General features: G+C 58.4%; 19 protein-coding genes and 1 pseudogene. 8 read left to right on the top strand and 12 right to left on the bottom strand.

Annotation, left to right across the window (positions count from 1 at the left end):
- Positions 1-29: 29 nt before the first annotated feature.
- From CWM61_RS27470 to CWM61_RS27455, 4 genes are all read left to right on the top strand, one after another.
- Positions 30-194 carry a DUF1127 domain-containing protein gene (locus tag CWM61_RS27470; RefSeq protein WP_008807599.1) on the top strand — a complete coding sequence of 55 codons (165 nt, stop codon included), beginning with the start codon at positions 30-32 and terminating at the stop codon, positions 192-194.
- 165 nt (positions 195-359) lie between these two features.
- Positions 360-824 carry a MarR family winged helix-turn-helix transcriptional regulator gene (locus CWM61_RS27465; protein ID WP_074387171.1) on the top strand — a complete coding sequence of 155 codons (465 nt, stop codon included), beginning with the start codon at positions 360-362 and terminating at the stop codon, positions 822-824.
- 6 nt (positions 825-830) lie between these two features.
- A complete protein-coding gene (locus CWM61_RS27460; protein WP_061155892.1) occupies positions 831-1,898 on the top strand; it encodes an HlyD family secretion protein in 1,068 nt (355 codons plus the stop codon).
- Complete coding sequence (locus CWM61_RS27455; RefSeq protein WP_074387169.1) at positions 1,888-2,952, top strand: DUF2955 domain-containing protein; 1,065 nt, start codon at positions 1,888-1,890, stop codon at positions 2,950-2,952. The genes CWM61_RS27460 and CWM61_RS27455 overlap by 11 nt, the downstream gene beginning before the upstream one ends.
- On the opposite strand, the gene CWM61_RS27450 is transcribed toward CWM61_RS27455, so the two are convergent.
- From CWM61_RS27450 to CWM61_RS27415, 8 genes are all read right to left on the bottom strand, one after another.
- Positions 2,949-3,203 carry a DUF3343 domain-containing protein gene (locus tag CWM61_RS27450; protein WP_061155890.1) on the bottom strand — a complete coding sequence of 85 codons (255 nt, stop codon included), beginning with the start codon at positions 3,201-3,203 and terminating at the stop codon, positions 2,949-2,951. The genes CWM61_RS27455 and CWM61_RS27450 overlap by 4 nt on opposite strands.
- Positions 3,200-3,967 carry a putative 2-hydroxyacyl-CoA dehydratase activator YjiL gene (gene yjiL / locus CWM61_RS27445; RefSeq protein WP_100632221.1) on the bottom strand — a complete coding sequence of 256 codons (768 nt, stop codon included), beginning with the start codon at positions 3,965-3,967 and terminating at the stop codon, positions 3,200-3,202. Before yjiL ends, CWM61_RS27450 begins: the two co-directional genes overlap by 4 nt.
- A gap of 9 nt (positions 3,968-3,976) precedes the next feature.
- Complete coding sequence (locus CWM61_RS27440) at positions 3,977-5,128, bottom strand: double-cubane-cluster-containing anaerobic reductase (protein ID WP_100632220.1); 1,152 nt, start codon at positions 5,126-5,128, stop codon at positions 3,977-3,979.
- 97 nt (positions 5,129-5,225) lie between these two features.
- Positions 5,226-5,465: a DUF2164 domain-containing protein gene (locus CWM61_RS27435; RefSeq protein WP_008807589.1), complete on the bottom strand. Its 240-nt coding sequence runs from the start codon at positions 5,463-5,465 to the stop codon at positions 5,226-5,228.
- Between the two features lie 25 nt (positions 5,466-5,490).
- Positions 5,491-6,738 (bottom strand): multidrug efflux MFS transporter MdtM, encoded by a 1,248-nt coding sequence (gene mdtM / locus CWM61_RS27430; protein ID WP_100632219.1) that lies wholly within the window; start codon positions 6,736-6,738, stop codon positions 5,491-5,493.
- A gap of 53 nt (positions 6,739-6,791) precedes the next feature.
- On the bottom strand, positions 6,792-8,084 hold the full coding sequence (locus CWM61_RS27425; RefSeq protein ID WP_008807587.1) for a DUF445 domain-containing protein: 1,293 nt from the start codon (positions 8,082-8,084) through the stop codon (positions 6,792-6,794).
- The gene (locus CWM61_RS27420; RefSeq protein WP_100632218.1) at positions 8,077-8,739 is read right to left on the bottom strand and encodes a LysE family translocator; all 663 of its coding nucleotides are present in this window, start codon (positions 8,737-8,739) and stop codon (positions 8,077-8,079) included. The genes CWM61_RS27425 and CWM61_RS27420 overlap by 8 nt, the downstream gene beginning before the upstream one ends.
- Before the next feature lie 47 nt (positions 8,740-8,786).
- Entirely contained in the window at positions 8,787-9,602 is an 816-nt protein-coding gene (locus CWM61_RS27415; protein ID WP_100632217.1) for an AraC family transcriptional regulator, read from the bottom strand.
- Between the two features lie 217 nt (positions 9,603-9,819).
- On the opposite strand from CWM61_RS27415, the gene CWM61_RS27410 reads away from it, so the two are divergent.
- Together CWM61_RS27410 and CWM61_RS27405 are read left to right on the top strand one after the other, a co-directional pair.
- Positions 9,820-10,758, top strand: a complete 939-nt coding sequence (locus CWM61_RS27410) for an Rpn family recombination-promoting nuclease/putative transposase (protein WP_100632216.1) — start codon at positions 9,820-9,822, stop codon at positions 10,756-10,758.
- A 162-nt stretch (positions 10,759-10,920) separates the two neighbouring features.
- The gene (locus CWM61_RS27405) at positions 10,921-12,291 is read left to right on the top strand and encodes an NAD-dependent succinate-semialdehyde dehydrogenase (RefSeq protein ID WP_074387164.1); all 1,371 of its coding nucleotides are present in this window, start codon (positions 10,921-10,923) and stop codon (positions 12,289-12,291) included.
- Positions 12,292-12,388: 97 nt separating this feature from the next.
- Here the strand turns inward: CWM61_RS27405 and CWM61_RS27400 are convergent, their stop codons facing one another.
- From CWM61_RS27400 to CWM61_RS27385, 4 genes are all read right to left on the bottom strand, one after another.
- Positions 12,389-12,934: a YfaZ family outer membrane protein gene (locus CWM61_RS27400; RefSeq protein WP_004204167.1), complete on the bottom strand. Its 546-nt coding sequence runs from the start codon at positions 12,932-12,934 to the stop codon at positions 12,389-12,391.
- 393 nt (positions 12,935-13,327) lie between these two features.
- Positions 13,328-14,284 carry a GTPase gene (yjiA, locus tag CWM61_RS27395; RefSeq protein WP_008807581.1) on the bottom strand — a complete coding sequence of 319 codons (957 nt, stop codon included), beginning with the start codon at positions 14,282-14,284 and terminating at the stop codon, positions 13,328-13,330.
- A gap of 11 nt (positions 14,285-14,295) precedes the next feature.
- Positions 14,296-14,499, bottom strand: a complete 204-nt coding sequence (locus tag CWM61_RS27390) for a YbdD/YjiX family protein (protein ID WP_002887451.1) — start codon at positions 14,497-14,499, stop codon at positions 14,296-14,298.
- A gap of 109 nt (positions 14,500-14,608) precedes the next feature.
- Complete coding sequence (locus tag CWM61_RS27385; RefSeq protein WP_100632215.1) at positions 14,609-16,759, bottom strand: carbon starvation CstA family protein; 2,151 nt, start codon at positions 16,757-16,759, stop codon at positions 14,609-14,611.
- 540 nt (positions 16,760-17,299) lie between these two features.
- Here CWM61_RS27385 and CWM61_RS27380 point away from each other — a divergent pair.
- Entirely contained in the window at positions 17,300-18,982 is a 1,683-nt protein-coding gene (locus CWM61_RS27380; RefSeq protein ID WP_100632214.1) for a ShlB/FhaC/HecB family hemolysin secretion/activation protein, read from the top strand.
- An 88-nt stretch (positions 18,983-19,070) separates the two neighbouring features.
- Positions 19,071-25,612: pseudogene (locus CWM61_RS27375) on the top strand (hemagglutinin repeat-containing protein); the annotation flags it as partial.

The raw sequence follows: 25,612 nt of genomic DNA, 5'->3' as shown, positions 1-25,612 counted from the left end.
AAGCCTCTGGCAAGGTGAGGAGGTAGAGGATGGAATTTCACGAGAACAGGGCAAGACAGCCATTTATTGGTTTCGTACTGCTGGTGCGGTTTATCAAAAAATGGTGGCTTCAGGAGCAAACGCGCAGAGCTTTGCAGCGAATGAGCGACGAACAGCTGAAAGATATCGGCCTGCGTCGGGATCAGATCAATTAAAAAGTGCGGTTTTTTTCAGGCATCATTCCTTCTTTGCCCCGGTAAGCGCTAGCGACGCCGGGGAATACATTCACTAAATTTATCAATTGATGCGGCGCGATCGTCTGTTTCTTGATACTTACCCTGATAAGTATTATTTTCTTCCCAACAATGAGAGGAAAACCTGTGACCGAAGACGACCTGTTTGCCCGCCGTCCGTTGGGGATGAGAATGGCCATGGTGGTGCGCCAGTGGCGCGCCATTATTGACTCCGCTATCACCGATACCGGACTCACCCAGTCCAGCTGGACGGTGTTGATGCAGTTGCATCAGCTGGGAGACAACGTCTCGGTCAGCGAACTGGCGGAGGTGCAGGGGATTGAACTGCCGCCGCTAATGCGCACCCTCTCGTTACTGGAAAAGCAGGGCTATCTGCTGCGTTCTACATCGCCATATGACAAACGCATTCGCCTGCTGACGCTGACCGCCGAGGGGCGGGCGATTCTGGAAAAACTGAGCTGCGTGATCGAGACCTATCAGGAACGCGTGACTCAGACCATCCCGGAGGCCGACCTTGCCACCTTCAGCGCCACATTAAATCAAATCGCCTGCCGTTTGCGGAATATCCGCGAAGAAGATAACAAGATCTAACACACTATGATGACGCCTGAACAAAAATTTGCCCGCTGGGTACGGGTGAGTATTGCCGCTTTTCTGGCAATATTCGCCTGGTTTATCGTTGCCGATATCTGGATCCCGCTGACGCCGGACTCCACCGTGATGCGCGTGGTGACCCCGGTATCGTCGCGGGTCTCCGGCTATGTCTCGCACGTTTACGTGCACAACAACAGCCAGGTTAAAAAGGGCGACCTGCTGTATGAGCTCGACCCAACGCCATTCATTAATAAAGTTGAAGCGGCGCAGATCGCCCTTGAGCAGGCGAAACTGAGCAACCAGCAGCTGGACGCACAAATCGCCGCCGCCCGCGCCAACCTGCGCACCGCGCAGTACACCGCCCGTAACGATAAGGTCACGCTCGATCGCTACCAGCGCCTGAGCACGATGCAGAACGTCTCGCAGTCCGACCTCGATAAGGTGCGTACCACCTGGCAGACCAGCGAGCAGTCGGTCTCGGCGCTGAACGCGCAGATCCAGAACCTGCTTATCCAGCGCGGCGAGCGCGACGATAAGCGCAACGTCACCCTGCAGAAATACCGTAATGCGCTGGAGGAGGCGCAGCTGAACCTGGCCTGGACCCAGGTGCGTGCCGAAACTGACGGCATGGTCAGCAACCTGCAGCTTAACCCGGGGATCTACGCCACCGCGGCGACAGCTGTGCTGGCGCTGGTCAACAACAATACCGATATCGTCGCTGACTTCCGTGAAAAGAGCCTGCGCCACACCGCGGTGAATACCGATGCAGCGGTGGTCTTTGACGCCCTCCCGGGGCAAGTCTTCCCGGCGCACGTCACCAGCAGCGATGCCGGGATTCTGGCGGGGCAGGAGGCGGTGAACGGCCAGCTGTCGCAGCCGGAGCAGTCCACCCGCTGGGTGCGCGACGCACAGCGGATGCGCATTCACGTCGCCCTGGATCAAGCGTTGGACAAACCGCTGCCGACCGGCGCCCGCGCCACGGTGCAACTGTACAATAGCGAGGGTCCTTTCGCCCGCACCTTTGCCGGCCTGCAGATCCACCTGGTGAGCTGGTTGCACTATGTCTATTAATACCCTGGCGCACGTCTTTACGCCGCACGGCAATATCGTCTATACGGCGAATGATTTTCGCCAGACGGTGCGTATCGCCGTGGCCGGGACTATTGCGCTCAGCATCTCCACCTTCTACGACGTCCAGTACGGTGTGTTTTTCGTGGTTTATCCGCTGATGCTGATGTCGCTGGTGCCGTTCTTCAACCGCCATGTCGCCCGCCAGTTTGTGTTTAGCGCGGCGGTGAACTGCGTCGAAATGGTATTGATTGTCGGCTATCTTTCACAGTGGCCGGTGATCATGACGTTAGTCGTCTTTGGCCTGTACGTGATGCGTTTTCGCTTTATGAGCCAGGGACCGTTGTTCCTGCTGGGATCGATGGGGGTGGTGTGCCAGAGCACGATGCTCAACTTTATGAGCTACCCGACCAGCAACTGGCATACCCTGATGTTCTCTAACATGGAAGCCTGCGTGCTGGCGGTGGCGCTGAGCGCGCTGTTACATTACCTGATCCCGGACGTCGAGCCGCGCAAGCCGCCGCCGCGGATTGAGAAAGACGCCGCCCGCATCCGCCATGAATCACTGCTCTCCGGTACGGTCGCGACGATCATCTTCGTGGTGTTTCAGATCTGCGATCTCAGCGACTCGCTGTCGGCGCTGATGGCTGGGATCCTGATCCTGTTCCCGATGCACTATCGCGGGGCGGTGATCAGCTCGATCTGGCGTGTGGTGGGGGTGGTGCTGGCCTGTCTTTATATTCTGGTGGTGCAACTGATTATCTATGATTTCAGCAACCACATGATCCTGATGATGCCGCTGATTGGTCTCGGGCTGGCCTTCAGCGCCCGCCTGCACGTGATGGAGAAAGTGGGCGCCGGGGTGGGCTTCGCCAGCATCACCACCATCGGCATTATGTTCGGCCAGAACCTGCATCCCTATCAGGATCTGGTGTTCAGCGACCTGTACCGTATCACCTCGGTGACGGTCTCGCTGGTGGTGACGCTGACTCTGGTCTTTCTCATGCACCGTCTGCTGAACTGCTTTGCGGCGACGCGCTTTGTGATCACCCATTAACCCGTCTGTGGGAAGGTAGCGAGGCAGCGCCACGCTTCCCCATCCTGCTGATACAGCGCCGCCGTCTGTTCCGGCAGGATCCAGCTGCGCGCTGCGTCTTCCGTCCCCTCCAGCAGTACGCACAATCCGCAGCCGCTGCGCAGCTGGCGGGGAATATCTTTGACCTCGAAGGTCATCCCCGCCGCCTGCAGGGCTTTGCGCATCCGTACCACCCCCACCGTGGAGTGAAATAAAAACAGGAAGGTTGTCATCCGCGCCTCCGCTGGCGCAGGCCGATCAGCGCCGCGCCGAGCGCCCCGGCAAACTGGGCGTCGGGATGGGTTGTCACCGCCATGCCGACATGGCTTTCCAGCATCCGGGCAAAGGTGGCGCAGTGGCTGACGCCGCCGGTAAACAGCAGCGGCCCCTGCGCCGATAAGCGGCCAATAAAGTTCGCGCTGCGCCGGGCCATGGCGTTAATCACCCCCGCCAGAATTGCCTCTGGCGCGACCCCCGCCGACCGCAGGCTAATGACCTCCGATTCGGCAAACACCGTGCACATGCTGGTAATCGCATGCGGCTCGACGCCTGCGGTGATGCTGTCGAGTTGTTCGACGCTGGCGCCAAGCGTCCGTGAAATGACGTCCAGGAAACGTCCGGTGCCGGCGGCGCATTTATCATTCATCAGGAAGTCGCTGAGATTGCCCTCGGCGTCCAGCTGGATGACTTTGCTGTCCTGGCCGCCGATGTCAATCACCGTACGGGTGTCCGGCGCCAGCAGGCGAGCGCCGAGGCCGTGACAAGAGATCTCCGTCACCTGCTTATCGGCAAAATCCACCAGCTGGCGGCCATAGCCGGTGAGGGTTAAAAAAGGCGTCTCCGTGAGGCCCGCGCGTAGCGTTTCCCAGGCCTTATGGATGGCGTCGGCGGGGCGAAAGGGAGTGGGGCAGAGGAAGCGGCGCACGATGACGCCGTCCGCCAGCAGGATGCCTTTCGTGGCGGTAGAGCCGGAATCAATGCCAACCGTGTAGATCACGCGCTCTCCTTACAGCATTTCGATAAAGGCGGCGACGCGAGTACTGAGCTGGCCGAGGTCCGCTGTCGAATAGTCGGTTTCAATCGCCATGTAAGGAAGATCGTGCTGCTGGCGCAGATGGCGTTTAATCGCCAGCGATTCCACGGCATAGGTATGGCAGGCCTGCAGAATGACGTCGATCACCCCGTCGGCCTGATACTCCTCCACCATCTGGCTCAGCAGCTGCAGACGCTGGTCGTTGGGGGAAATACAGGAGCAGCCGATGGCGAGATATTTATCGGTTAAGGCGTCGTAGACGTCACCCTCTTCCGCCACACAGCGCTCGGTCGCTTTCGCGCCGGTGCAGTTTTCATAGCCGACCACCCAGCCGCCGTTTTCCTCGATGGCGCGGACCACTTTTTCCGCGGCGCCGCCGATCGGGCAGCCAGTGATCAGGATCCGCGGACGTGGCTCGAGCCGTTTACCCTGCAGCCACTCCTGATGGATGCGCTCCGCCATGGCATGAAGTTCATCAATCAGGGCGGTTTTGTCGAAACGGAAGGTGGCGCCATACACCACTTTCAGGATGTCGCTGCCGCTGAGCGCCGGCGGATTGAGTTGCCCGAGACGATAAAAGTGGGCCAGCGCCCGGCGCTCGCGATTTTTCAACACGATGGCTTCACGCAGCGCCGCTTCGCTAATCGGCGTGCCAAACCGGGCCTCAATCACCTGCTGCAGGCGCAAGATCTCCGCTTTCCACAGCGCGCGGGAAGCCGCGTCGCTGGCGCTGTTCGGCAACTGCATGACGTGGACCGCCTTGAACTCGGCCATGTACTCGTACATCTTCTTTTTACCGTCGCAGGTGGTTTCCCCTACCACCAGGTCAGAGAAATAGAAGTACGGGCATTTATCGGTTTTGCCGAAGCCGTAGCTGCTTTTGATCAGCGGGCAGAGGTTGCGCGGGAGATCTTTTTCCGCTTCCTCGATGGTTTCATCGGAGGTCGAGCATAGCGAGACGATAAGGGCGCCCGCCGCCATGGCGATCTCCTGAGGCATAAAGGTGCAGTAGGTGCCCACCAGCGGCACGTTCTGCTCTTTAAGATCCATGACGGTGAGAAAGCCCTTCTGGCGAGCTTCTGAGAACTGGTCAAAAATGGCGGGTAGATCGGTGATAAGCGACATGATTTTCCTTCCCCGTACACGGGAGATGCTGAAAGAGTCGCCATTATAGCCCTGTTGTTTATGTGCTTTTATTGATCTCCTGCGTCTGCGCGCGGCGTTAATAGACCTTCTTCAAATCCATCTCTTCCTGGATCCGCTCGCTCCACGCCAGATGGGTGCGGATGGCCTCTTCGATACCGGCGTTGTAAAACAGCGGCCCCAGCTCTTTGGCGATAAAGTCGACAAAAAACTCGGCGTCAAACTGCTCCAGCTCGAGGTTGAAGGTCTCTTCGCAGTACTTGCTGAGCTTGTCGCGCAGCAGGTCGCGCTGCGCCGGGCTGAGTTCAATGTCGTTCATGATGGGGCTTTCTCCGTAAAAGGGCTCACGACTGCCGGGCTTCGATCACCGCTTGCCTACGCTGGCGCTGGTGGCGTAACAGTCCGGCCAGGCAGCAGGCGGCGACGATCCCGGCGGCCACCGCCAACAGGTGGAAGGGGAGTCTGCCGCCATGGAACCACAGCCAGCGCGCGCCTTCAATCGATAACGCGCTGACGCTGAGGATCACGATATTCAGCGAGGCGGAGACCGTGCCTTTCGGCAGGTCGTTGGAAAAGAGGGTAAAGCGAAACAGCGTCGGGAAAATCAGCCCGATGCCGAAGGCGTAGAAGCAGGTGCCGAGCACTGACCACAGCCAGACGTGCGGCCATGCCAGATTTCCAACGATCAGAATGGCCAGGCCGAGCATCTGTACCGGCACCGCGCTGAGCACAAAGCGCGGGCGGGTGGGATCTTTTACCCAGCGCGCCACCGACAGGTTAGCGATGATGACGGCGCTGAAGACCGGCACCTGGCTCCAGGCGAACTCGCTGGTGGTCAGCCCGCCGGCGTCCATTAAAATCACTGGCGATACCGCCACCCAGCTCATCAGCGGAATATAGCTCAGAGACAGCGTGGCGGCGCCGAGTAAAAAGATGCGGTTGCGGAAGACGGCGCGGAAATCGCGCAGCACGCCGGGCAGGCTGAATGGCACATCGCCGCGGCGCACCGTCTCAGGCATGGTCAACAGCAGGCCGAGCCAGGCCACCAGCCCCATGGCGGCGATAATGCCGAACAGCGCTTTCCAGTGGATGAAATGCATCAGCGCTGCGCCGGAGAGCGGGCCGACGATCGGCGCCACCAGCACGACGGAGGTGATCACCGCCATCAGCCTGATCGATCTTTTTTCCTCAAAGGCCTCCTGCACGGTGACGTAGCCGACGGTGGCGATAAAGCAGATGCTGGTGCCCTGCACAACGCGAGCAATCAGGAACTGGGTCATGGAGGTAGTGAACAGCGTCGCCAGGCACGCGAGGGTGAAAATCAGCGCGCCGGTGAGCAGCACCGGACGCCGTCCGATCCGGTCAGAGAGCGGCCCCAATAGCCACTGCAGCGCCATGCCGCCAGCCATATACAGGCTCACCGAGGCCGGAGCCAGCGCCACATCGGCATTGAAATCCCGCACCACGTGCAGGATCCCCGGCTGGATCAGATCGGTAGTGAGATAGGCGGAAAAATCATACAGGATTAGCGCCGCCGGGAAGAACAGCGCGGCGGCGTGGCGGGTCAGCCAGTGGGAAATCCGGTGCATCATTTCGCCCTCCCTGTGGAATATTTATCAGCGCTATTGTTCGGATAGTATCATTGCTAACCAATATGCAGATGCAGCAGCGAGGGGATCTGCGAGAACAGCCACAACATCAGGCCGATGGTCCCCCCCACCAGGGTGCCGTTGATGCGGATAAACTGCAGATCTTTACCGATATTGAGCTCGATCTGCCGCGACATATCGCGGGCATCCCAGCTCTTCACCGTGTCGCTGATATGGCGGGTGAGGAAGGCGGCGAACTCCGGCGCCACCCGGTGCGCCGCCTGTTCCAGGTGTTCGTTAAGCGATTCGCGCAGGGCGTCGTCGCGGAGTAAGGTTTCACCGAACCACTGGCCGGCCTCGGCGATGCGCTGCTTAATGCGTGAGTCGTCGCTGCTAATATCGTTTTTTACCCAGCTGCGCAGGTCGCCCCACACTTCACCGAGATAGCGGTTAAAGGTCTCATCATTTTTCAGATATGCTTTGATGTTCTCGGCCTTCTGCGCCATGAGCGGGTCGGATTTCAGGTTGTCGATAAGCTTCTGCACCGCGTGGTCGAAGGCCTGGCGGATCTGGTGGGTACGGTCATGGCTCACCTCGTCCAGCAGGGTATTCACCGCGTCGGTGACCATCTCGGCGCTGTGCTCGCCGAGCCACTCGGTGGGCAACAGTTTGGCCTTCAGTGGGTGCTCGGTCTCCAGCCAGCGCACGATGCCGCGAGCGATAAAGGCGCGGGAGTTGTCGCGCTGCAGCAGGGCGATAAGCTGGCTTATCAGCGAATCCAGCAGCTTCTGGTGGCGATTGTCGCGGGTCATCCCCTCCAGCATCATGGCGCTGGTCTGCGTCAGGTCGACTTTATCGATCGCCTTATGTACTGCGCGGCGCAGCAGGCGCTGAATGCGCGCGTCGTCGGTCAGTTCAAGAAAACCGCTCATCACTTGCAGCAGGTGCTGGCCGACCCGGCGGGCGTTCTCCGGCTGGCTGAACCAGTTGCCGAGCATCAGGGCTGGCTCATAGCGGCGGATCAACGCGACCAGCGACGGGGTATCGAGGAACTTCTCCTCAACAAAGCGGCCAAGATTATCGGCGATGCGGTCTTTGTTGCGCGGGATAATCGCGGTATGTCGGGCGACAAAGGGCAGCGGAATACGACGAAACAGAGCGACCACCGCAAACCAGTCGGCCAGCGCCCCGACCATTGCCGCTTCGGAAATGGCCTTTAGCGCGCTGACCCACGGCGTCGGCGGCAGCAGCAGGGTGGTGATAAATAGCGCGGCGGCGATCAGCAGCAGCGACAGCGCCAGCAGTTTGGCGCGTTTGAGTTCAGCGAGTTTTTCCATAAACTTAAGCATATAACCTGACGGAGAGGTCGTGCAAAAATCGCCAGATAATCCACAGACCGAAGATCATCAGGACCGCCCCTGCCGCCCGCTCGACCCGCCAGACGATGGCGCCCAGGCGGCGCTGTATCTGCGGCAGCGCCATCGCGCTCACCAGCAGTAAATCCCAGAAGAACACCACGCTGACCATCCACAACCCGCTCACTGTTTGCTGAAGCAGGGTGACCGCCGGCCCGAGCAGGGAGGTCATCAGCGCCAGATAAAACAGGGCGTTTTTGGGGTTGAGCAGCGATGACCCCAGCCCGAGCAGCAGCTGTTTACCGATCCCCGGGAGCGATGCGCGAATGCTCTCCACCGCCAGCGTCGCGGGACGGCTGCGTATCAGCAGGCTGCCAATCCACAGTAAATAGCCCGCACCCAACAGCTCAATGAGCAAAAACAGCAGCGGCGCCTGTCGCAGAAGCCCCCAGCCAACGATGGCGAGAGCAATATACAGCGCATTGCCGGCGGCGATGCCGAGACATAGCCCGATGCTGCCGCGGATCCGGTAGCGCACGGCGTAGCCGACTAACAGAAAAAAATCAGGACCTGGGCTGAGCAGGGCGACAAAGTGAGACAAGGCTAACGCCGGGAAGGCGGCGGGGAAGAGAGTCGATAAGGTATTCATAGTGGCCTCGATAATGGTGCTGAGGCCACCCTACGCGAGGTGGCGTATTACTTATTGTCGGATATTGATCTGCTTTGCGCATATTGCCGCGGCGTGGCGGCGGTATAGCTGACAAAGGTTTTATGGAAATGGCTCTGATCGGCAAAGCCAGCCTGATAGCCGACATCGGCAATAGAGTCCCCGGCGCGTAAGCGCGTTTTCGCATATTCGATGCGCGCCATATTGATCAAACTGGCAGGCGTCAGGCCGGTATCCTGTTTCACGGCGCGGATAACGGTCTCTTTACGAAGCGCGCTGTCGTGGGCCAGCTTATCCAGCGACGGCGGTGTCGGCAGCGTGTTTGCCAGGCGCTGAAACAGCAGGGCGCTGGCGTGATGTGGCGCCTGCGGCGCGGCGGCGCACAGCGGCAGTGCGTGCAGAAGTTGTGCCAGCCGGGCGGGCAGTTGTTCAAGGCTCCCGTGGCTCATCAGGGCGACAATCTGCTGGAAACTGGCAAAGAGAGGGCTGTCGCGCAACAGCGGCTGCGGCGAGGTGATACTGGCGCCAGGGGGAATATCCGGGCGCTGCGCGTGGCACCATGCCGCCTCCAGGTACAGCATATGATAGCTGCGCGGCCTGTCACGCAGCGGATTACAGCTATGCGGCGCGTGCGGCGGGATCACGATCAGATCCCCGGGCTGCAGGAGATATTCCTCACCATTGCACAGGCAGCGCGTTTCCCCCTCGATAATCGCCCCCACCGAGAGCTGCGGGTGGCTGTGGCGTTTGTAGGCCTGGCGGCTGTGCCAGGTGCTGCGCAGCTCCAGCCACGGTAGACGATCGTCTCGCCAGAAGGTTTGGGGGATATCTCGGGTATGGTTCACCGCATCGACCTTTGCTAAGGAGGGAGAGGTCGTTTATAGCATGCTGCGCGGAGGCTGTCGCCCGCCTGGATTTGCGTACCGCCTCGAAAAAGGATGTCGCGCTTGCAGTCCGGGGAAATCTATTTTCGTGGCGGCGCGTAAAGGTTGTATTGCCCGGGTGTCAGAGACATTCCGGGCGCGTAGAGTCCCTGCAGGATAAGCAGGCAGGGATGAGCCGATGGCAAAGGGCACCACCTCGACGCCGCATGATGCGGTGTTTAAACAGTTTCTCACTCAGGTCGACACCGCGCGTGATTTCCTGGCGATCCATTTACCGCCTGCGCTGCGTCAGCGCTGCGACCTCGATACCTTACAGCTGGAATCGGCAAGCTTTATCGAGGAGAGCCTGCGGGCCTGGTACTCCGATGTGCTGTGGTCACTCAAAACCGCGTCTGGCGAGGGCTACATTTATGTGGTTATCGAACATCAGAGTTCGCCGGACGCGCAGATGGCTTTTCGCCTGATGCGCTACGCCATCGCCGCGATGCAGCGCCATCTTGATGGGGGTCATACCAGACTGCCGCTGGTGGTGCCGATGCTGTTCTATCACGGAGCGACCACGCCATACCCGTGGTCACTCAACTGGCTGGACTGTTTTGCCGATCCACAGCTGGCGAGTGAACTTTATGCATCGCCCTTTCCGCTGGTGGATATCACGGTGATCCCCGACGATGAGATCGTTCGCCACCGGCGCGTGGCATTACTCGAGCTGATACAGAAGCATATTCGCCAGCGTGATTTAATGAACATCGTTGAGCAACTGACGACGATTTTACTTAGCGGGGACGCTAATGACAGACAGCTAAAAACGCTGTTTAATTATCTGCTGCAGACTGGCAACGCGCGCCGCTTTGGCCGGTTTATCCACGAAGTGGCGCAACGGGTTCCTCAGCACAGGGAGAGATTGATGACTATTGCTGAAAGATTACAGGAAGTGGGCCGCAGAAAAGGCAAACGGGAAGGCCGGCTTGAAGGATGGCAGGAAGGCAGACAAGAAGGACAGCATGCCGAGGCGCTGCGCATCGCACAGAGGATGCTGGCCGACGGTATTGCCCGCGAGACGGTGGTGAAAATCACCGGCCTGGCCTACGACGAGATCGCCACGCTGGAACATTGATAACACCGGGGCGGCCTGACGGTTTCCCCTGTTAGCCACCAACGTTATGGAATATTCCGGATATACCTAACTTTACCCGCATCGCCAGCCATCTCGACTACCCTTAATATCCTTGACGGCATTTTTGACTGCCTTAATAGCGATAACAAGGAGACATGCGACATGGGCTATCAGACGGTGAATCCTGCGAACAATCAGCTTATTAAAACGTACCCAACGCACAGCGACGCGGACGTGGAGGCGGCGCTGCAGCAGGCGGATGCGCTCTACCATTCTGCCTGGGCAAAAGGCGATATTGAACCGCGGCTGGCGGTACTGCATAAGCTGGCGGATCTGATCGACAGCCGGGCGGAGGAACTGGCGAAAATCGCCAGCCAGGAGATGGGGAAACTCATTAATCAGAGCCGCGGCGAAGTGAAACTTTGCGCGCAGATCGCCCGCTATTACGCCGATAACGCCAAATCGTTGCTGGCGCCGGTGAAATATCCCTCCGAACTCGGCGACGCCTGGGTTGAGCATCATCCCATCGGCGTCTTAATGGCGGTGGAGCCGTGGAACTTCCCCTATTACCAGCTGATGCGCGTCCTGGCGCCAAACCTGGCGGCCGGCAACCCGGTTATCGCCAAACACGCCAGCATTGTGCCGCACTGCGCGGAGACCTTTGCCCATCTGGTGCGTGAGGCCGGCGCACCGGAGGGGGCGTGGACCAACCTGTTTATCTCCCAGGATCAGGTGGCGAAGATTATCGCCGACGATCGCGTGCAGGGCGCGGCGCTCACCGGGTCGGAGAAAGCCGGCAGCGTGGTGGCGGCGCAGGCGGCGAAGCATATTAAGAAATCGACGCTGGAACTGGGCGGCAACGATGTGTTTGTGGTGCTGGACGATGCCGACCTGGAGCGCGCGGTGAAAATCGGCGTCCAGGCGCGGCTGAATAACGCCGGCCAGGTGTGTACCGCCGCCAAGCGCTTTATCCTGCACGAAAATATCGCGGATGCGTTCCTGACAAAATTTAGCGAGGCGTTTCGCCAGGTGAAAATCGGCGATCCGCTGGATGAAAGCACCACACTGGGGCCGCTCTCTTCCAAAGATGCGCTGGAAACGTTAAGAAAGCAGGTGGACGAGGCGGTGAAAAACGGCGCTACGCTGCATCTGGGCGGCAAAGCGGTGGCGCGAGAAGGCAATTTCTTTGAACCCACCATCCTGACCGGTATCACTCGTGATAACCCGGCGTACTTCGAAGAGTTCTTTGGCCCGGTGGCGCAGATCTACGTGGTGAAAAACGATGAGGAGGCAATCGCGCTGGCCAATGATTCCCACTATGGTCTGGGCGGTGCGGTGTTCAGTCAGGATATCGAACGCGCCAAACGGATGGCCTCCGCCATTGAAACCGGGATGGTCTATATCAACTGGCTTACCGATACCGCGCCGGAGCTGCCGTTTGGCGGCGTGAAGCGTTCCGGTTACGGACGGGAGCTCTCCGATCTCGGCATCAAAGAGTTTGTGAATCAGAAGCTGGTGGTGGTGCGACGCTAAGCCCTTAACCCGGCAATAAAAAACCTGCCATCCGGCAGGTTTTTTTATGGCTAATGCTCAGCGCACCTTAGCCTTATCGCGGGGGCGTTGACCATAATCAGAAGGTGACCCCGCCGCCCACGTAGGCGCCATCAATCAGGGTGTGGTTTGGGCGACCCTCTTTGCCGTCAACGCTCACGTGACGGTAACCCACTTTCAGGGTCAGTGGACCCACCGGAGACCAGCTCACGCCGCCGTTCGCCTCAACATAGTTTTTCACGCTGTTGTTCAGGCCGTCCGGCGCGACATACCCTTCGCCAAACACGTGGATGCTGTCGGTCAGGGCCACGTTCACCCCGCCGCCGACCGGAAACGCGACGCCGTTATCGCCTTTTTTCGGCCCGAGGTAGATAGCTTTCGCGCCAGCGTTGAGCATAACCGGACCTACTTCCAGATTGTAACCCGCGCCAACGCCGCCGGTCTGGCTACCATCATCGGTATTCTTCAGCCAGTGGCTTTCGGCGTACAGGCCAGAAGAGGATTTACCCATTTCCATATTCAGATTGGTGAAGTTTTTACCTTGTTCAACGGTAAATCCCATCGCCATGGCGGAACCAGAGACCGCGGTCAGGGCAGCAACAATCAGGATGTTAAGCTTTTTCATGGTTTGCTCCTCGTCATTAAATTTGTCTGAGCGCACCTTAACAATCGATGTTTACCTCTGCAAATGTGACTTACGTCAATTTTTTATGCTGGGTTTGTCAGGGCGGTGTTTTGAAAATGTTGTAATGACGTTGGGTTACGGCGAGGTCAATCATCAAATTTGGCCTGTTTAGCAACGGTTTAATTTGTGGGCTAAACAGAAACTGAACAGGGCGGGCATTAATTATTAAGGATCCTATTCATTTAGTTTCTTATTATTTCCGAAAGTGTTTCTGCTGTTACTTATTAAAACGTTGCTTTACATTTTTCGACGCGCTGCCGACGTTTGGTCCCTGTTTTTGACGAGGTGTCAGAGAGAGGACGGTGCCTGCGCCTTGGCGCGCAGGCGGGCAGGTTAGCGTCGTAACCCGGCAAACGCCGCGCGAATCTCTTCTTCCGGCAACTGAATGCCGATAAATACCAGCGTGCTGTGCGGCGTTTCATCGCCCCACGGGCGGTCCCAGTCGGCGCTGTAGAGGCGCTGCACGCCCTGGAACAGCAGGCGATTCGGCTCGCCATCGATCCACAGCATGCCCTTATAGCGCATCAGCTGTTCGGCGAAGGAGAGCAGCAGATTTTCCATTACCCGTGAAACTTCACTGATATCCACCGGATAGTCGAGCTCGACCACAATCGACGAGACGTCGTTCTGCTTTTCTGCAACAAAATGAAAACGCGGTGTGGCGCTGACAACCTTTTCTTCCAGCATAAAGCCGCTGGTGTTAAACAGCTGGCTTAGATCGATATCGCCGTGAATGACGGTATAAACCGGCGCCCGCGCATTGATGCGCGCCAGCCGTTCGCGCAGCTTCTCGGTGTCGCCGGCAACGTCTGTTTTGGTTAGCAAAATGCGGTCCGCATAGCCGACCTGCGACTGGGCGATGGTGAACTGATCCATCTGCTGGTCGGCATGGACAGCATCCACCAGGGCGATCACGCCGTCCAGCAGATAGCGCTCGCAGAGCACCTCATGGGAGAAAAAGGTCTGGATAATCGGCCCCGGGTCGGCCATGCCGGTGCACTCAATCACCAGCCGGTCAAACTCGATTTCGCCGCGATCGCGACTGTCGAGGAGATCGAGCAGGGCGTCTTCCAGTTCGTTGGAGCGCGTACAGCAGATACAGCCGTTGGTCAGGGTTTTGATCTGCGTGGCGCGGTCGCCGATTAGCTGATCGTCAACGGAGACTTCGCCAAATTCATTTTCAATCACGGCGATTTTGAAACCGTGCTGCTCATTCAGGATATGGCGCAGGAGGGTGGTTTTTCCTGCGCCGAGAAAACCGGTTAATAGGGTGACTGCAATTGGTGCCATTATTGCCTCCATTAACAGCAGCGTACGCCGCCTTTGCCGTCGCCGCCGTAGCGGGCCTGCTGGCGTTCGCGGAAGAATTCTTCATAAGTCATGTACGGCTGATCCGGATGGTTGGTTTGCATATGGGTGACGTAGTTGTCGTAATCCGGAATGCCAATCAGCATTTTTGCCGCCTGACCGAGATATTTTTTTGCCTGACCTAAGTTACCAAACATTATAAGTTCCAGATAACGAATAAAGCCGGATGGCGGCTCGCGCCTTATCCGGCCTACGTTAATGCACTTTTTGTAGGCCGGATAAGCGTAGCGCTATCCGGCATCAGCGTTAATGATGTGACGAGGTCTTCACGCCGCCTTCCGGTACCGGCACGTACGGAGTCTCTTTGTCGGTACGCACCTTATTGTTGCGCACGTTGAGCCAGGTTTTGATGCCGTAGAAGATGATGCTGTACACCACCACCAGGAACAGGATACTCAGTCCGGCGTTGGTGTAGTTGTTGACCACGATATGGTTCATGTTGGCAATCTGCTGCGCGGTCAGCTCGCCGCCGGCGGCAATCTTCTCTTTATACTGCTGAGCCATAAAGAAGAAGCCTTCCATCTGCGGGTTGGTACTGAACAGCTTCAGACCCAGCGCCCAGGTGGTGCACAGCAGCAGCCATGTTGCCGGGATAACGGTGACCCAGATATATTTGGTGCGCTGCATTTTGACCAGCACCACGGTGCCAAGCACCAGCGCCACGGCGGCCAGCATCTGGTTAGAGATACCGAACAGCGGCCACAGGCTCTTCACGCCGCCCAGCGGGTCGACCACGCCCTGATACAGCAGGTAGCCCCACAGCCCGACGCAGCCGGCGGTACCGATAATCCCGGCGACCAGCGAGTCGGTTTTTTTCAGGAACGGCACGAAGTTACCCAACAGATCCTGCAGCATAAAGCGGCCTGCGCGGGTACCGGCATCCAGCGCGGTGAGGATAAACAGCGCTTCAAACAGGATACCAAAGTGGTACCAGAAGCCCATATCCGCCATCGGGATGATTTTATGGAACACATGGGCGATACCGACGGCCAGCGTCGGCGCGCCGCCGGCGCGGTTCAGTACTGAAGGTTCGCCGATATCTTTCGCCGTCTGCAGGATCTGCTCAGGGGAGATCACGAAGCCCCAGGAGCTGACGGTCGCCGCCGCATGGACGGTCACTTCTTTCAGCTGCGCGGCGATCATCGCCGCGTTTTCACCGCCCATTTCATGCAGGTTCGGCATGACGATGCCAAGGCCCGCTGGCGGGGTGTTCATCGCGAAGTAGAGACCCGGTTCGATAATCGAGGCGGCGACCAGCGCCATGATGGCCACGAACGACTCCATCAGCATCGCACCGTAGCCGATAAAGCGGGCATCGGTTTCGTTGGCCAGCAGCTTCGGCGTGGTGCCGGAGGCGATCAGCGCGTGGAAGCCGGAGACCGCGCCGCAGGCGATGGTAATAAACAGGAACGGGAACAGCGCGCCTTTCCACAGCGGGCCGGTACCATCAATGTACTGGGTCACTGCCGGCATTTTCAGGTCCGGGTTGAGGATAACGATCCCCAGCGCCAGGCCGACGATCACGCCGATTTTCAGGAAGGTGGCCAGATAGTCACGCGGCGCCAGAATCAGCCATACCGGCAGCAGGGCGGAAATAAACGCGTAGCCAATCAGGGTAAAGGTGATGGTGGTGTCTTTAAAGGTCAGCGCCGGGCCCCAGTATGGGTCGTGGGCAATGATGCCGCCAAACCAGATGGACGCCACCAGCAGCACGATACCGATAACCGAGACTTCACCCACGCGGCCAGGGCGCAGGAAGCGCATGTAGATCCCCATAAACAGGGCGATAGGCACCGTCGAGCAGACGGTAAAGACGCCCCACGGGCTTTCCGCCAGCGCTTTCACCACGATGAGCGCCAGCACCGCGAGGATGATGATCATAATCAGGAAGCAGCCGAACAGCGCGATAGAGCCCGGAACCGGCCCCATTTCCTGCTTGATCATCTCGCCCAGCGAGGCGCCGTTACGCCGTGAGGAGATAAACAGCACCATGAAGTCCTGTACCGCGCCCGCCAGCACCACGCCGGCCAGCAGCCACAGGGTGCCCGGCAGATAGCCCATCTGCGCGGCCAGCACCGGGCCAACCAGCGGGCCGGCGCCGGCAATGGCGGCGAAGTGGTGGCCAAACAGCACGTAGCGGTTGGTCGGCACATAGTTCAGGCCATCGTTATTAATGACCGCCGGCGTCGAGCGCGTTGGGTCAAGCTTCATCACCTTCTGCGCGATGTACAGGCTGTAATAACGGTAGGCGACGAGGTACACAGAAACCGACGCCACCACGATCCACAGGGCACTGACGTGCTCACCGCGGCGCAACGCGACGACTGAGAGGCAAAATGCCCCGATGATTCCGAGAATCACCCAGGGTATGTGCTTGAATAGTTTTTTGGTATCCATAGTAAAACCTGGCGTTAATTAGATGAATAATTGGCCGAAGCCGTCTGGTTTTAAGTAAGGGTTGATGGAGGTATTGATTAGCTAGGCTGCCTCCGATCTTGCCAGAACAGCGCGCGCGTAAAGTTGGGTAAATCGGTGAGTGGTTGTATGGAAGGTTAAGCGGTCGCTAGCTGAAATAAGCGGTTGGCCATCAAGTGAACAAGAGATAATTATGTGATTGAGATCACGGCATATTTCAGCCCAGTGCGATGGGGGAGCGGCAGAATCTAAAAAGAGGTCGCGCTAATGCTCTCAGTGTGAATCGATATTAATTCATAATCTCATATTCTTATTTCATGATGATTTCATATTGTCTTTGGCAGAACTTAGCGGTGATTCATCCATATCATTAGAATGGAGTAATGATCGCGTTTATAATTTTAAGCAATAATTTTTGAAGTGGATTGAATAATATGTGTTGATATTGATATGGGCTTGGTTGTATTAAATGCCACGCTTCGCTTTTTATTACTCGACATGGAAAGTTGTGACTTAACTATAATGAATAAATGGAATTTCGTTCATAAAGTTTTAATTATCTGTATATTGCCTGCCTGGGCATGGGCTGCGCCTGTGGATACCGTACGTGAGCAGCAGTTCATCAACCAGCAGCAGCGCCAGCAGGCGCTGGAAAACCAGCTCGCGCCGCCGTCACCGGATATTCATTTATCAGCGGAAGAAATAAATACCGATGATGGTTTATTTCCCGTGGAACAACCTTGCTTTGTTATTTCTCAGGTGATTTTGCAGGGCGTCGAAGCCTTACCGCATTGGCTTCCGCTCCAGCACCAGACAAATAAAGCGATTGGACGTTGTCTGGGAGGAAAGGGAATAAATCTATTGATGTCCCAATTGCAGAATATATTAATCGATCGCGGTTATATCACCAGCCGGATCCTGGCTCCGCAGCAGGACTTAAAAAGCGGTGTTTTACGCCTGGTGGTGGTGCCGGGTTATATCCGTGAAGCCAGGTTTACGGCGCAGAGTGATGATTATCTATGGCTGGCGAGCGCATTTCCGGCGACTGACGGGAAACTGTTGGATTTGCGCGATATTGAACAGGGGCTGGAAAATCTGCAGCGCCTGCCGACGGTACAGGCCAGCATGGAAATTGTTCCAGGCGAGACGCCGGGTCAAAGCGATATTGTCATTAACCGCCAACAGGAACGCTTCTGGCGCGTTGACGCCTCGCTTGATGATTCCGGCTCTAATGCCACCGGCCGTTATCAGGGGAACCTGACGCTGTCGCTGGATAACCCGCTAGCCTTAAGCGATCTTTTTTACCTTTCCGGTTCACATAACCTCGATGGCAACGGCGGTAAATCTTCGAAGAACCTGACCGGCCACTATTCGGTCCCGCTGGGCTACTGGCAGCTCGGATTAACCGCCAGCCAGTACGATTACGTGCAAACCGTGGCGGGAGCCAACGGCGATTACCAGTACAGCGGTAAAAGCAAGAACGTTGATTTCCAGATGAGCCGCGTGCTGCACCGTAGCGGTAGTCAGAAGACCACGCTTAGCGCCGATGTGTTAGCCCGCGAGCAGCGCAACTTCATTAACGACACCGAGATTGCCGTTCAGCGGCGGCAGACGGCGGCCTGGAGGCTTGGTCTGCAGCATCGCCATTACCTTGGCAACGCCACTCTCGATGCCGGAGTGAGCTATCAGCGTGGTACCCGTTGGTTTGGCGCTCAGCCCGCGCCGGAAGAGCAATGGGGGGAAGCAACCGCCCTCAGCAAAATCCTGCAATTCAATGCTCAGCTCAATTTGCCTTTTGCCCTGGGCGGGCAAAATTTTCGCTTTACCAGCCGCTATCAGCGGCAGATGAGCAGCACGCCGCTGACTTCGCCGGATATGTTTTCCATCGGCAACCGTTGGACGGTTCGCGGCTTTGACGGCGAGCGCACTCTGACCGCCAGTCACGGCTGGTACATACGTAACGATATCGCCTGGTCGACCCCGTTACCGGGGCAAGAGTTTTATCTGGGGGCGGATTACGGCGAAGTCGGCGGCGCGGGCAGTGAAACGCTGGTGGGCAAACACCTCGCTGGGGGCGTGGCAGGGCTGCGCGGCCAGTACCACCGCGCCAGCTACGACCTGTTCGCCGGTATCCCTTTAGCCAAACCCGATGGCTTTAAAACCGATCCGGCAACTTTTGGTTTCAGCGTTAGCTGGAGCTACTGATTTTCACTCATGCGCCGTTTGGCGGCGCGTGCTGCGCACAGGGATGATTTTCCGCGCCGCGGTGGACAATGGATGACGAGTAACGGCAATGAATAAACGCTTTTATCGAATCGTATTTAATAAGACTCGCGGGATGCTGATGGTGGTGGCAGAAACGACCCGCTCTCATCGGGCGGGCGTGTCGCCGCAATCCGGCGCCGACGCGTGAACCGGGTCGATGCTGACCTCCACCCTGGCGCCGCTGGCCTTTAGCTTTCTGCTCGCTTTTTCCTGTCTTACCCCGGCTCAGGCGGCGATTGTCGCCGATAACCATGCGCCAGGCGGCCAGCAACCGCAGATCGCCAATAGCGCCAATGGCACGCCGCAGGTCAATATTCAGACACCGAGCGGAGCAGGCGTTTCACGCAACGTCTACAGCCAGTTTGACGTCGATGGGCGCGGCGTGGTGCTGAATAACAGCCGTGCCAACACTTCAACCCAACTGGCCGGGATGGTCGCCGGTAATCCGAATCTGGCGAAAGGGGAAGCCAGAGTGATCCTCAACGAGGTGAATACCCGCGATCCGAGCCGGCTGAATGGCTATATCGAGGTTGCCGGACAAAAAGCGCAGGTGGTTATCGCTAACCCTGCCGGAATTAGCTGCGACGGCTGCGGGTTCATCAATGCCAACCGCGCAACGCTGACGACAGGCCAGGTACAGTACGGTAACGGGCAGATTAGCGGTTATGATGTCAATCGCGGCGAAATTCTCGTACAGGGCGGCGGCCTTGATGCGAGCTCGGTAGACAGTACCGACCTGCTCGCCCGCGCGGTGAAAATCAACGCCGGGGTTTGGGCGCAGGAGCTAAAGGTCACCGCAGGGCGTAATCAGATCGATGCGACGCACAGCCGAACGACGGCAAAATCAGCCGACGGCAGTGCGCTGCCTGCGGTGGCGATAGACGTCAGCGCGCTGGGCGGGATGTACGCTCATAAAATTCGTCTTGTCGGTACCGAGCGCGGCGTAGGCGTTCACAATGCCGGCAATATCGGCGCGGCGGCGGGGGACGTAGTAATCAGCGCTGATGGCGCGCTCAGCAACCGCGGCGTGATTCAGTCCGCGCAGAATCTGCAACTGTCCGTTAAGGGCGATCTTCACAACCAGGGCCAACTGTACGCCGGAAAAGATAGCGTGGTGACGGCCAGCGCGACGCTAACCAATGACGGCATGATTGCCGCACAAGGCGATACGCGGATTGCCGCCAACGCTTTGTGTAGCGCGCAAAACAGTACGCTCGCCGCCGGATTAAATAGCGATGGTTCTACCGCCAGCAGCGGCGCGCTGACGCTGAATAGCCAGAGCGCGCTGGCGCTGAATGGCCGCAATATGGCGGCAGGAACGCTGACGGCACAGGGCAGGACGGTGGATCTTGATAACAGTCGAACCTCGGGGGCGCGGATCGTGGTCAGCGCCGCGACCGGGGATATCACCACCCGAGATGCGGTGGTGGCGGCCAGCGAAAAACTCCAGTTGGCCGCCAGCGGCAAACTCAACAACCACAGTGGCCTGTTGACGGCCAGCCAGCTTGAGCTGAAAGCAATGGCGCTGGATAACCAACAGGGCGTAATCCAGCAGACGGGCGAGGACGATCTACGCCTTGATTTTCGTGCGGGATTGGATAACCGCGGCGGTGAGATTGCCAGCAACAGCCATGCTTTGGCGCTCAGCACCAGCCAGTTGCTCAATCAAAACGGAACGCTGCTGCATACCGGCAGCGGCGGCATGTCTATTACCAGCGAAGGCGCGCTGGACAACGGCGAAGGCACTATTGCCGCTAACGGCAATATCGTTTTGCAATCCGATAACATGAATAATCGCAGCGGTAAAATCAGCACGACGCAGGGCAATGCTCAGCTCATTACGCGTCATGAGCTGGAAAATTCGCAAGGGAATATCGTTGCTGGCGGTAGCCTTTCTCTACAAGTGGCCAGCCTTCGGAACCAGCAGGGGCAATTGATTGCGGCGCAGGGCGACCTGGCCATGAGCGCTGAAGGAGGGCTGGATAACCGCGAAGGCGTTCTTGCCGCAAATGGCAATATCAAGCTTGACGCCGACAATCTGAACAACCATGGCGGAAAAATCAGCGCGGCGCAGGGCGACATTCAGCTCACTGCGCGCCATGGGGTGGATAACTCGCAGGGGAATATCATCGCCAGCGGCGATATCCAACTCCAGGCTGAAAATCTTACTAATCGTCACGGGCAGGTAGGCACGGCGCAGCGGGGCAGCGTCAACCTGACGACGAGCGGTTTGCTGGATAACCAGCAGGGAACAATTACCGCCTTTGATGCCCTGGGTATTCAGAGCGCCACCGTTGATAACCGGCAGGGAGAACTGCAGTCCGGCGGTAATCTCAATATTACCATCCACAACCGGGGGCTGGATAACCGGCAGGGGCAGATCGTCTCCGCCGCCGCTCTGGAAATAGCAGGCGTCAACCTGGCGTTGGCTAATACGGGCGGAACGTTACTTGCCGCGAGCAAACTTAGCCTCGATGCCGATTCCCTCAGCGGCGATGGCGAGGTGCTCTCTCAGGGCGATATGTCGCTCACGTTGCGTCAGGCGTTTCATAACGCCGGGAGGATCATCGCCAACGGCAACCTGCAGTGGAATCTTTCCGGGCTGGGGCTGATTAATCAGGGGGTTATCAGCGCCGGCCGGGCGCTCAATCTCTATGCGGCAAAGCTGGATAACCGTCAGGAAGGTGAAATCAGCGCTGGCGAGAACCATTTGACGGTCAGCGGCGAGCTGGTCAATCGGGGGCTGATTGACGATGGTTTAACCCATATTGTCGCCACGACGTTAACCAATATCGGCAGCGGGCGCCTGTACGGCGACGCCGTCGCGCTGCAGGCGGCAACGCTGACTAACGCCGCGGAGAACGGCGTGGCGGCGACGATTGCCGCACGGGCATCGCTGGCAATGGGCGTCGGCACGCTCAATAACCAGGATCACGCGCTGATCTACAGCGACGGTACGCTCGCCATTGGCGGACAGCTTGCCGAAGACGGTTCGCTCAGCGGCCAGGCGGGAGTGTTTAATAACCACAGCGCAACGCTTGAGTCCGCCAATGATATGGCGCTCGATATCCAACAAATCAATAACTATAACGACCATCTGGTGACGAAAGATGTGGTGGTCGAGCAGTCATGGCGCCATGAAGCGACGCTGAAAGGATCGGTACAGCGCTTCGACTGGTCGCTGGTCGATACCAGCTATAAAAACAAATATGGCGTTCACGACGCCATCATGCCGGACGGAAGCCGCGGCGATGAGTTCTATGAATACCAGTACCAGCGTACCGTTGTGGAAACGCAGGTGGTGGAAAGCGATCCTGGCAAAATCCTCTCCGGCGGCCGGCTCATCATCAACAGCGATAAGCTGAATAACTACGATAGCCAGATTATCGCCGGAGGAGCGCTCGGTGGCGTGATTGGCGAACTAAACAACGTCGCCACGACCGGCAAACGGGTGACCACCGACGTCGGCACCCAGACCCGTTGGTATGAGAAAAAGACCAGCCGCCCGTTTGGCGGCACCAAAACCAGCCAGGGAAAAAGCAGCAGTGATTACGAGCCAACTCCGACGGTTCAGACCATCGATTTGCAAACCATGAAGTGGCAGGGCAATACCCAAATTGATGGCCATAGCGGTGTGATTAATCCGCGCGATCGCGCCGATGAAACAGGCGAAATACCCGCCGGACGACTGGTGGAAGTGACGCCGGTTAACGCTGACGGAACGGTTATTCGCATCGTCACGCCGGATACCCGGCTTCCTGTCAGCAGTCTGTATCAGATCGACCCGCAGGCTAAAGCAGGCTATCTGGTGGAAACCGATCTGCGTTTTACCAACGGTAAAGCGTGGCTCGCCAGCGACTACATGCAAAATCAACTGGGCGTTGATCAGGCGATGAAGCGGCTTGGCGACGGCTATTACGAGCAGCGGCTGGTGCGTGAGCAGATCGTTAAGCTGAGCGGCGGGCGCTACCTGCAGGGCTACAGTAACGATGAAGAGCAGTACCGGGCGCTGATGGACGCGGGCGTCGCCTTCGCCAAACAGTACAACCTGACGGTCGGGGTGGCGCTGACGCCAGCGCAGATGGCGCTGCTGACCAGCGATATGGTCTGGCTGGTCGCCAGAGAGGTCACGCTAACGGATGGCTCCGTGCAGCAGGTGCTGGTGCCGCAGGTTTACGCGCGGGTTAAAGCGGGCGATCTCGATGGCAGCGGCGCGTTGCTCGGCGGTGAAAACGTGGCGTTCAGCGTGAGCCGTGATGTGACCAACAGCGGGCACATCCACAGCCGCGACGTGACCCAGCTAACCGCGGAAAACATTCATAACAGCGGCTATATCGGCGGCAACCAGCTCACGCTAAACGCGCGTACTGATATCAACAATATTGGCGGAACGCTGCAGGGCGGCGATAGCCTGATCGCGCAAGCCGGGCGTGATATCAACAGCGCCAGCACCCTCGGCGGCGCCCCAGGTAACATCAGCCTCGATCGGCCCGCGGGGATTTATGTCCAGAATGAAAACGGCCAGTTGGGGCTGCTGGCGTTACATAACATTAATCTGACGGCAAGCATGGTGAGTAACAGCGCGGCGGGCAGCCAGACGCAGATTATCGCCGGCAACGATCTCAACCTGCAGACGCTCGCCACCACCCATAGCGAAAGCGGAAACTGGGGGAAAGGCAACGATCGTTCCTTGACCCAGCGTAGCGATATCGGCACGCAAATTAACGGCGGCGCGGTGGCGCTGTCCGCCGGCCACGATATGAATGCCCGCGCCGCCAGCGTGACGGCGACCAACAGTCTGACGGTTGCCGCCGGCAATGATATTAACCTCAGCAGCGGCGAGTCCTCATGGCACCTGACGGAAAACAGTCATCAAAGCAGCAGCGGCCTGCTGGCTCGCCGTTCGCTCACCACTCACGATGAAGTGTGGGCGCAGAACGCCATCGGCAGCAATTTTAGCGGTGACAGTATTGTGATGCAGGCCGGGCGCGACCTGCTGGTGTCCGGCAGCAGTGTTGCCGGCACCCAGGACGTCAACCTTGCGGCGGGGCGTAACCTGACCATCACCACCGCCGAGGAGCGTCGCCAGGAAAACCATCTACGTAAAGAGAAACATAGCGGCTTTTCCGGCACCGGCGGTGTCGGCTTCAGCGTCGGCAGTTCGTCGCTGAAAGCCACCGACGTAACGACGGCGTTAAGTAGCGCCGCCAGTACCGTCGGAAGCTCACAGGGCAACTTGAGCCTGAGCGCCGGTAATGTATTGACGGTTCAGGGATCTGACCTGGTGGCCGGCAACAATATGGCGTTGACCGGTAAAACCGTAAATATTCTGGCAGCGGAAAACCAGAGCACCCAGACCCATACCGTGGAGCAGAAAACCAGCGGCTTGACGCTGGCGTTATCCGGGATGGTGGGCAGCGCCATTAATACCGCGGTTTCCAGCGCCAACCAGGCCAGCACCGAGAGCAATGGCCGTCTCGCCGCGCTGAGCGGGCTGCAGTCGGCATTATCGGGCGTACAGGCGTATCAGGCATCGCAGATGCAGACTGCGGATTCCAGTCCGGAGAGCATGATAGGGGTCAACCTCTCCTGGGGTAGCCAGTCCTCGAAATCCACTCAGCGACAAACGCAGAACACCAGCCGCGGCAGCAGCCTGATGGCCGGCAACAATCTCAGCGTTATCGCCACGGAGACGGATATCAACGTTGAGGGTAGCCAACTGCAGGCTGGCGGCAGCGCGTTGCTCAATGCCGCGCGCGATGTGAATTTATTCTCTGCGGAGAACGCCAGCACCCTGAGCGGTAAAAACGAGAGCCATGGGAGTTCGTTTGGCGTCGGTATTAACTTCGGCCAGGGCGCGAACGGGCTGACGGTCAGCGCCAGCGCCAACGCCGGGAAGGGCCACGAGAAGGGTAACAGCCTGACGCATAACGAAACGACCCTCAGCGCCGGTGAGCGGGTGACTATCGTCAGCGGTCGCGATACGACGCTGACCGGGGCGCAGGTGAGCGGCCATCAGGTGACAATGGACGTCGGGCGTAACCTGACGCTGAGCAGCGAGCAGGACAGCGATAACTACGATTCGAAGCAGCGTAGCGGCAGCGTGGGGGCGAGCGGCAGCATGGGCGGCGGTTCGGGTTCTCTTAACCTGAGCCAGAGCAAAATGCACAGCACCTGGGCGTCGGTGGAGGCGCAGACGGGGATTTTTGCCGGCGAGGGCGGTTTTGATGTGAAGGTGGGCGGGCATACGCAGCTGAACGGCAGCGTGCTGGCGAGCACGGCGGCGGCGGAGCTGAACCGGCTGGATACCGGGACGCTGGGTTTCCGGGATATTAAAAACTATGCCGAGTACAGCGTGGAGCAGCAGAGCGAGGGAGTGAGCACGAGCGGTAGCGTGGCGGGGCAGTTCCTCGGGAATGCGGCCAGTGGACTGCTGATGGGGGCGAACGGCAGCGGCAGCGACAGTTCGCTGACGCGGGCGGCGGTGAGCGAGGGCAGTATCGTTATCCGCGACAGCGCGAATCAGCAGCAGGACGTGACGGGGTTAAGCCGGGATGCGGCGCATGCGAA

Origin of the sequence: Klebsiella sp. K-Nf6 (assembly GCF_002806655.1) — a bacterium.
Lineage (GTDB): Bacteria > Pseudomonadota > Gammaproteobacteria > Enterobacterales > Enterobacteriaceae > Klebsiella > Klebsiella variicola.
This window is presented reverse-complemented; position numbering and strand designations above follow the sequence as displayed.

What these genes read in the sequence shown, in the direction of transcription:
- CWM61_RS27470 (WP_008807599.1), top strand. Translation starts at nt 30, where the DNA reads ATGGAATTTCACGAGAACAGGGCAAGACAGCCATTTATTGGTTTCGTA.
- CWM61_RS27460 (WP_061155892.1), top strand. Translation starts at nt 831, where the DNA reads ATGATGACGCCTGAACAAAAATTTGCCCGCTGGGTACGGGTGAGTATT.
- CWM61_RS27455 (WP_074387169.1), top strand. Translation starts at nt 1,888, where the DNA reads ATGTCTATTAATACCCTGGCGCACGTCTTTACGCCGCACGGCAATATC.
- CWM61_RS27450 (WP_061155890.1), bottom strand. Translation starts at nt 3,203, where the DNA reads ATGACAACCTTCCTGTTTTTATTTCACTCCACGGTGGGGGTGGTACGG.
- CWM61_RS27440 (WP_100632220.1), bottom strand. Translation starts at nt 5,128, where the DNA reads ATGTCGCTTATCACCGATCTACCCGCCATTTTTGACCAGTTCTCAGAA.
- CWM61_RS27435 (WP_008807589.1), bottom strand. Translation starts at nt 5,465, where the DNA reads ATGAACGACATTGAACTCAGCCCGGCGCAGCGCGACCTGCTGCGCGAC.
- mdtM (WP_100632219.1), bottom strand. Translation starts at nt 6,738, where the DNA reads ATGATGCACCGGATTTCCCACTGGCTGACCCGCCACGCCGCCGCGCTG.
- CWM61_RS27425 (WP_008807587.1), bottom strand. Translation starts at nt 8,084, where the DNA reads ATGCTTAAGTTTATGGAAAAACTCGCTGAACTCAAACGCGCCAAACTG.
- CWM61_RS27420 (WP_100632218.1), bottom strand. Translation starts at nt 8,739, where the DNA reads ATGAATACCTTATCGACTCTCTTCCCCGCCGCCTTCCCGGCGTTAGCC.
- CWM61_RS27410 (WP_100632216.1), top strand. Translation starts at nt 9,820, where the DNA reads ATGGCAAAGGGCACCACCTCGACGCCGCATGATGCGGTGTTTAAACAG.
- CWM61_RS27405 (WP_074387164.1), top strand. Translation starts at nt 10,921, where the DNA reads ATGGGCTATCAGACGGTGAATCCTGCGAACAATCAGCTTATTAAAACG.
- CWM61_RS27400 (WP_004204167.1), bottom strand. Translation starts at nt 12,934, where the DNA reads ATGAAAAAGCTTAACATCCTGATTGTTGCTGCCCTGACCGCGGTCTCT.
- yjiA (WP_008807581.1), bottom strand. Translation starts at nt 14,284, where the DNA reads ATGGCACCAATTGCAGTCACCCTATTAACCGGTTTTCTCGGCGCAGGA.
- CWM61_RS27390 (WP_002887451.1), bottom strand. Translation starts at nt 14,499, where the DNA reads ATGTTTGGTAACTTAGGTCAGGCAAAAAAATATCTCGGTCAGGCGGCA.
- CWM61_RS27385 (WP_100632215.1), bottom strand. Translation starts at nt 16,759, where the DNA reads ATGGATACCAAAAAACTATTCAAGCACATACCCTGGGTGATTCTCGGA.
- CWM61_RS27380 (WP_100632214.1), top strand. Translation starts at nt 17,300, where the DNA reads ATGAATAAATGGAATTTCGTTCATAAAGTTTTAATTATCTGTATATTG.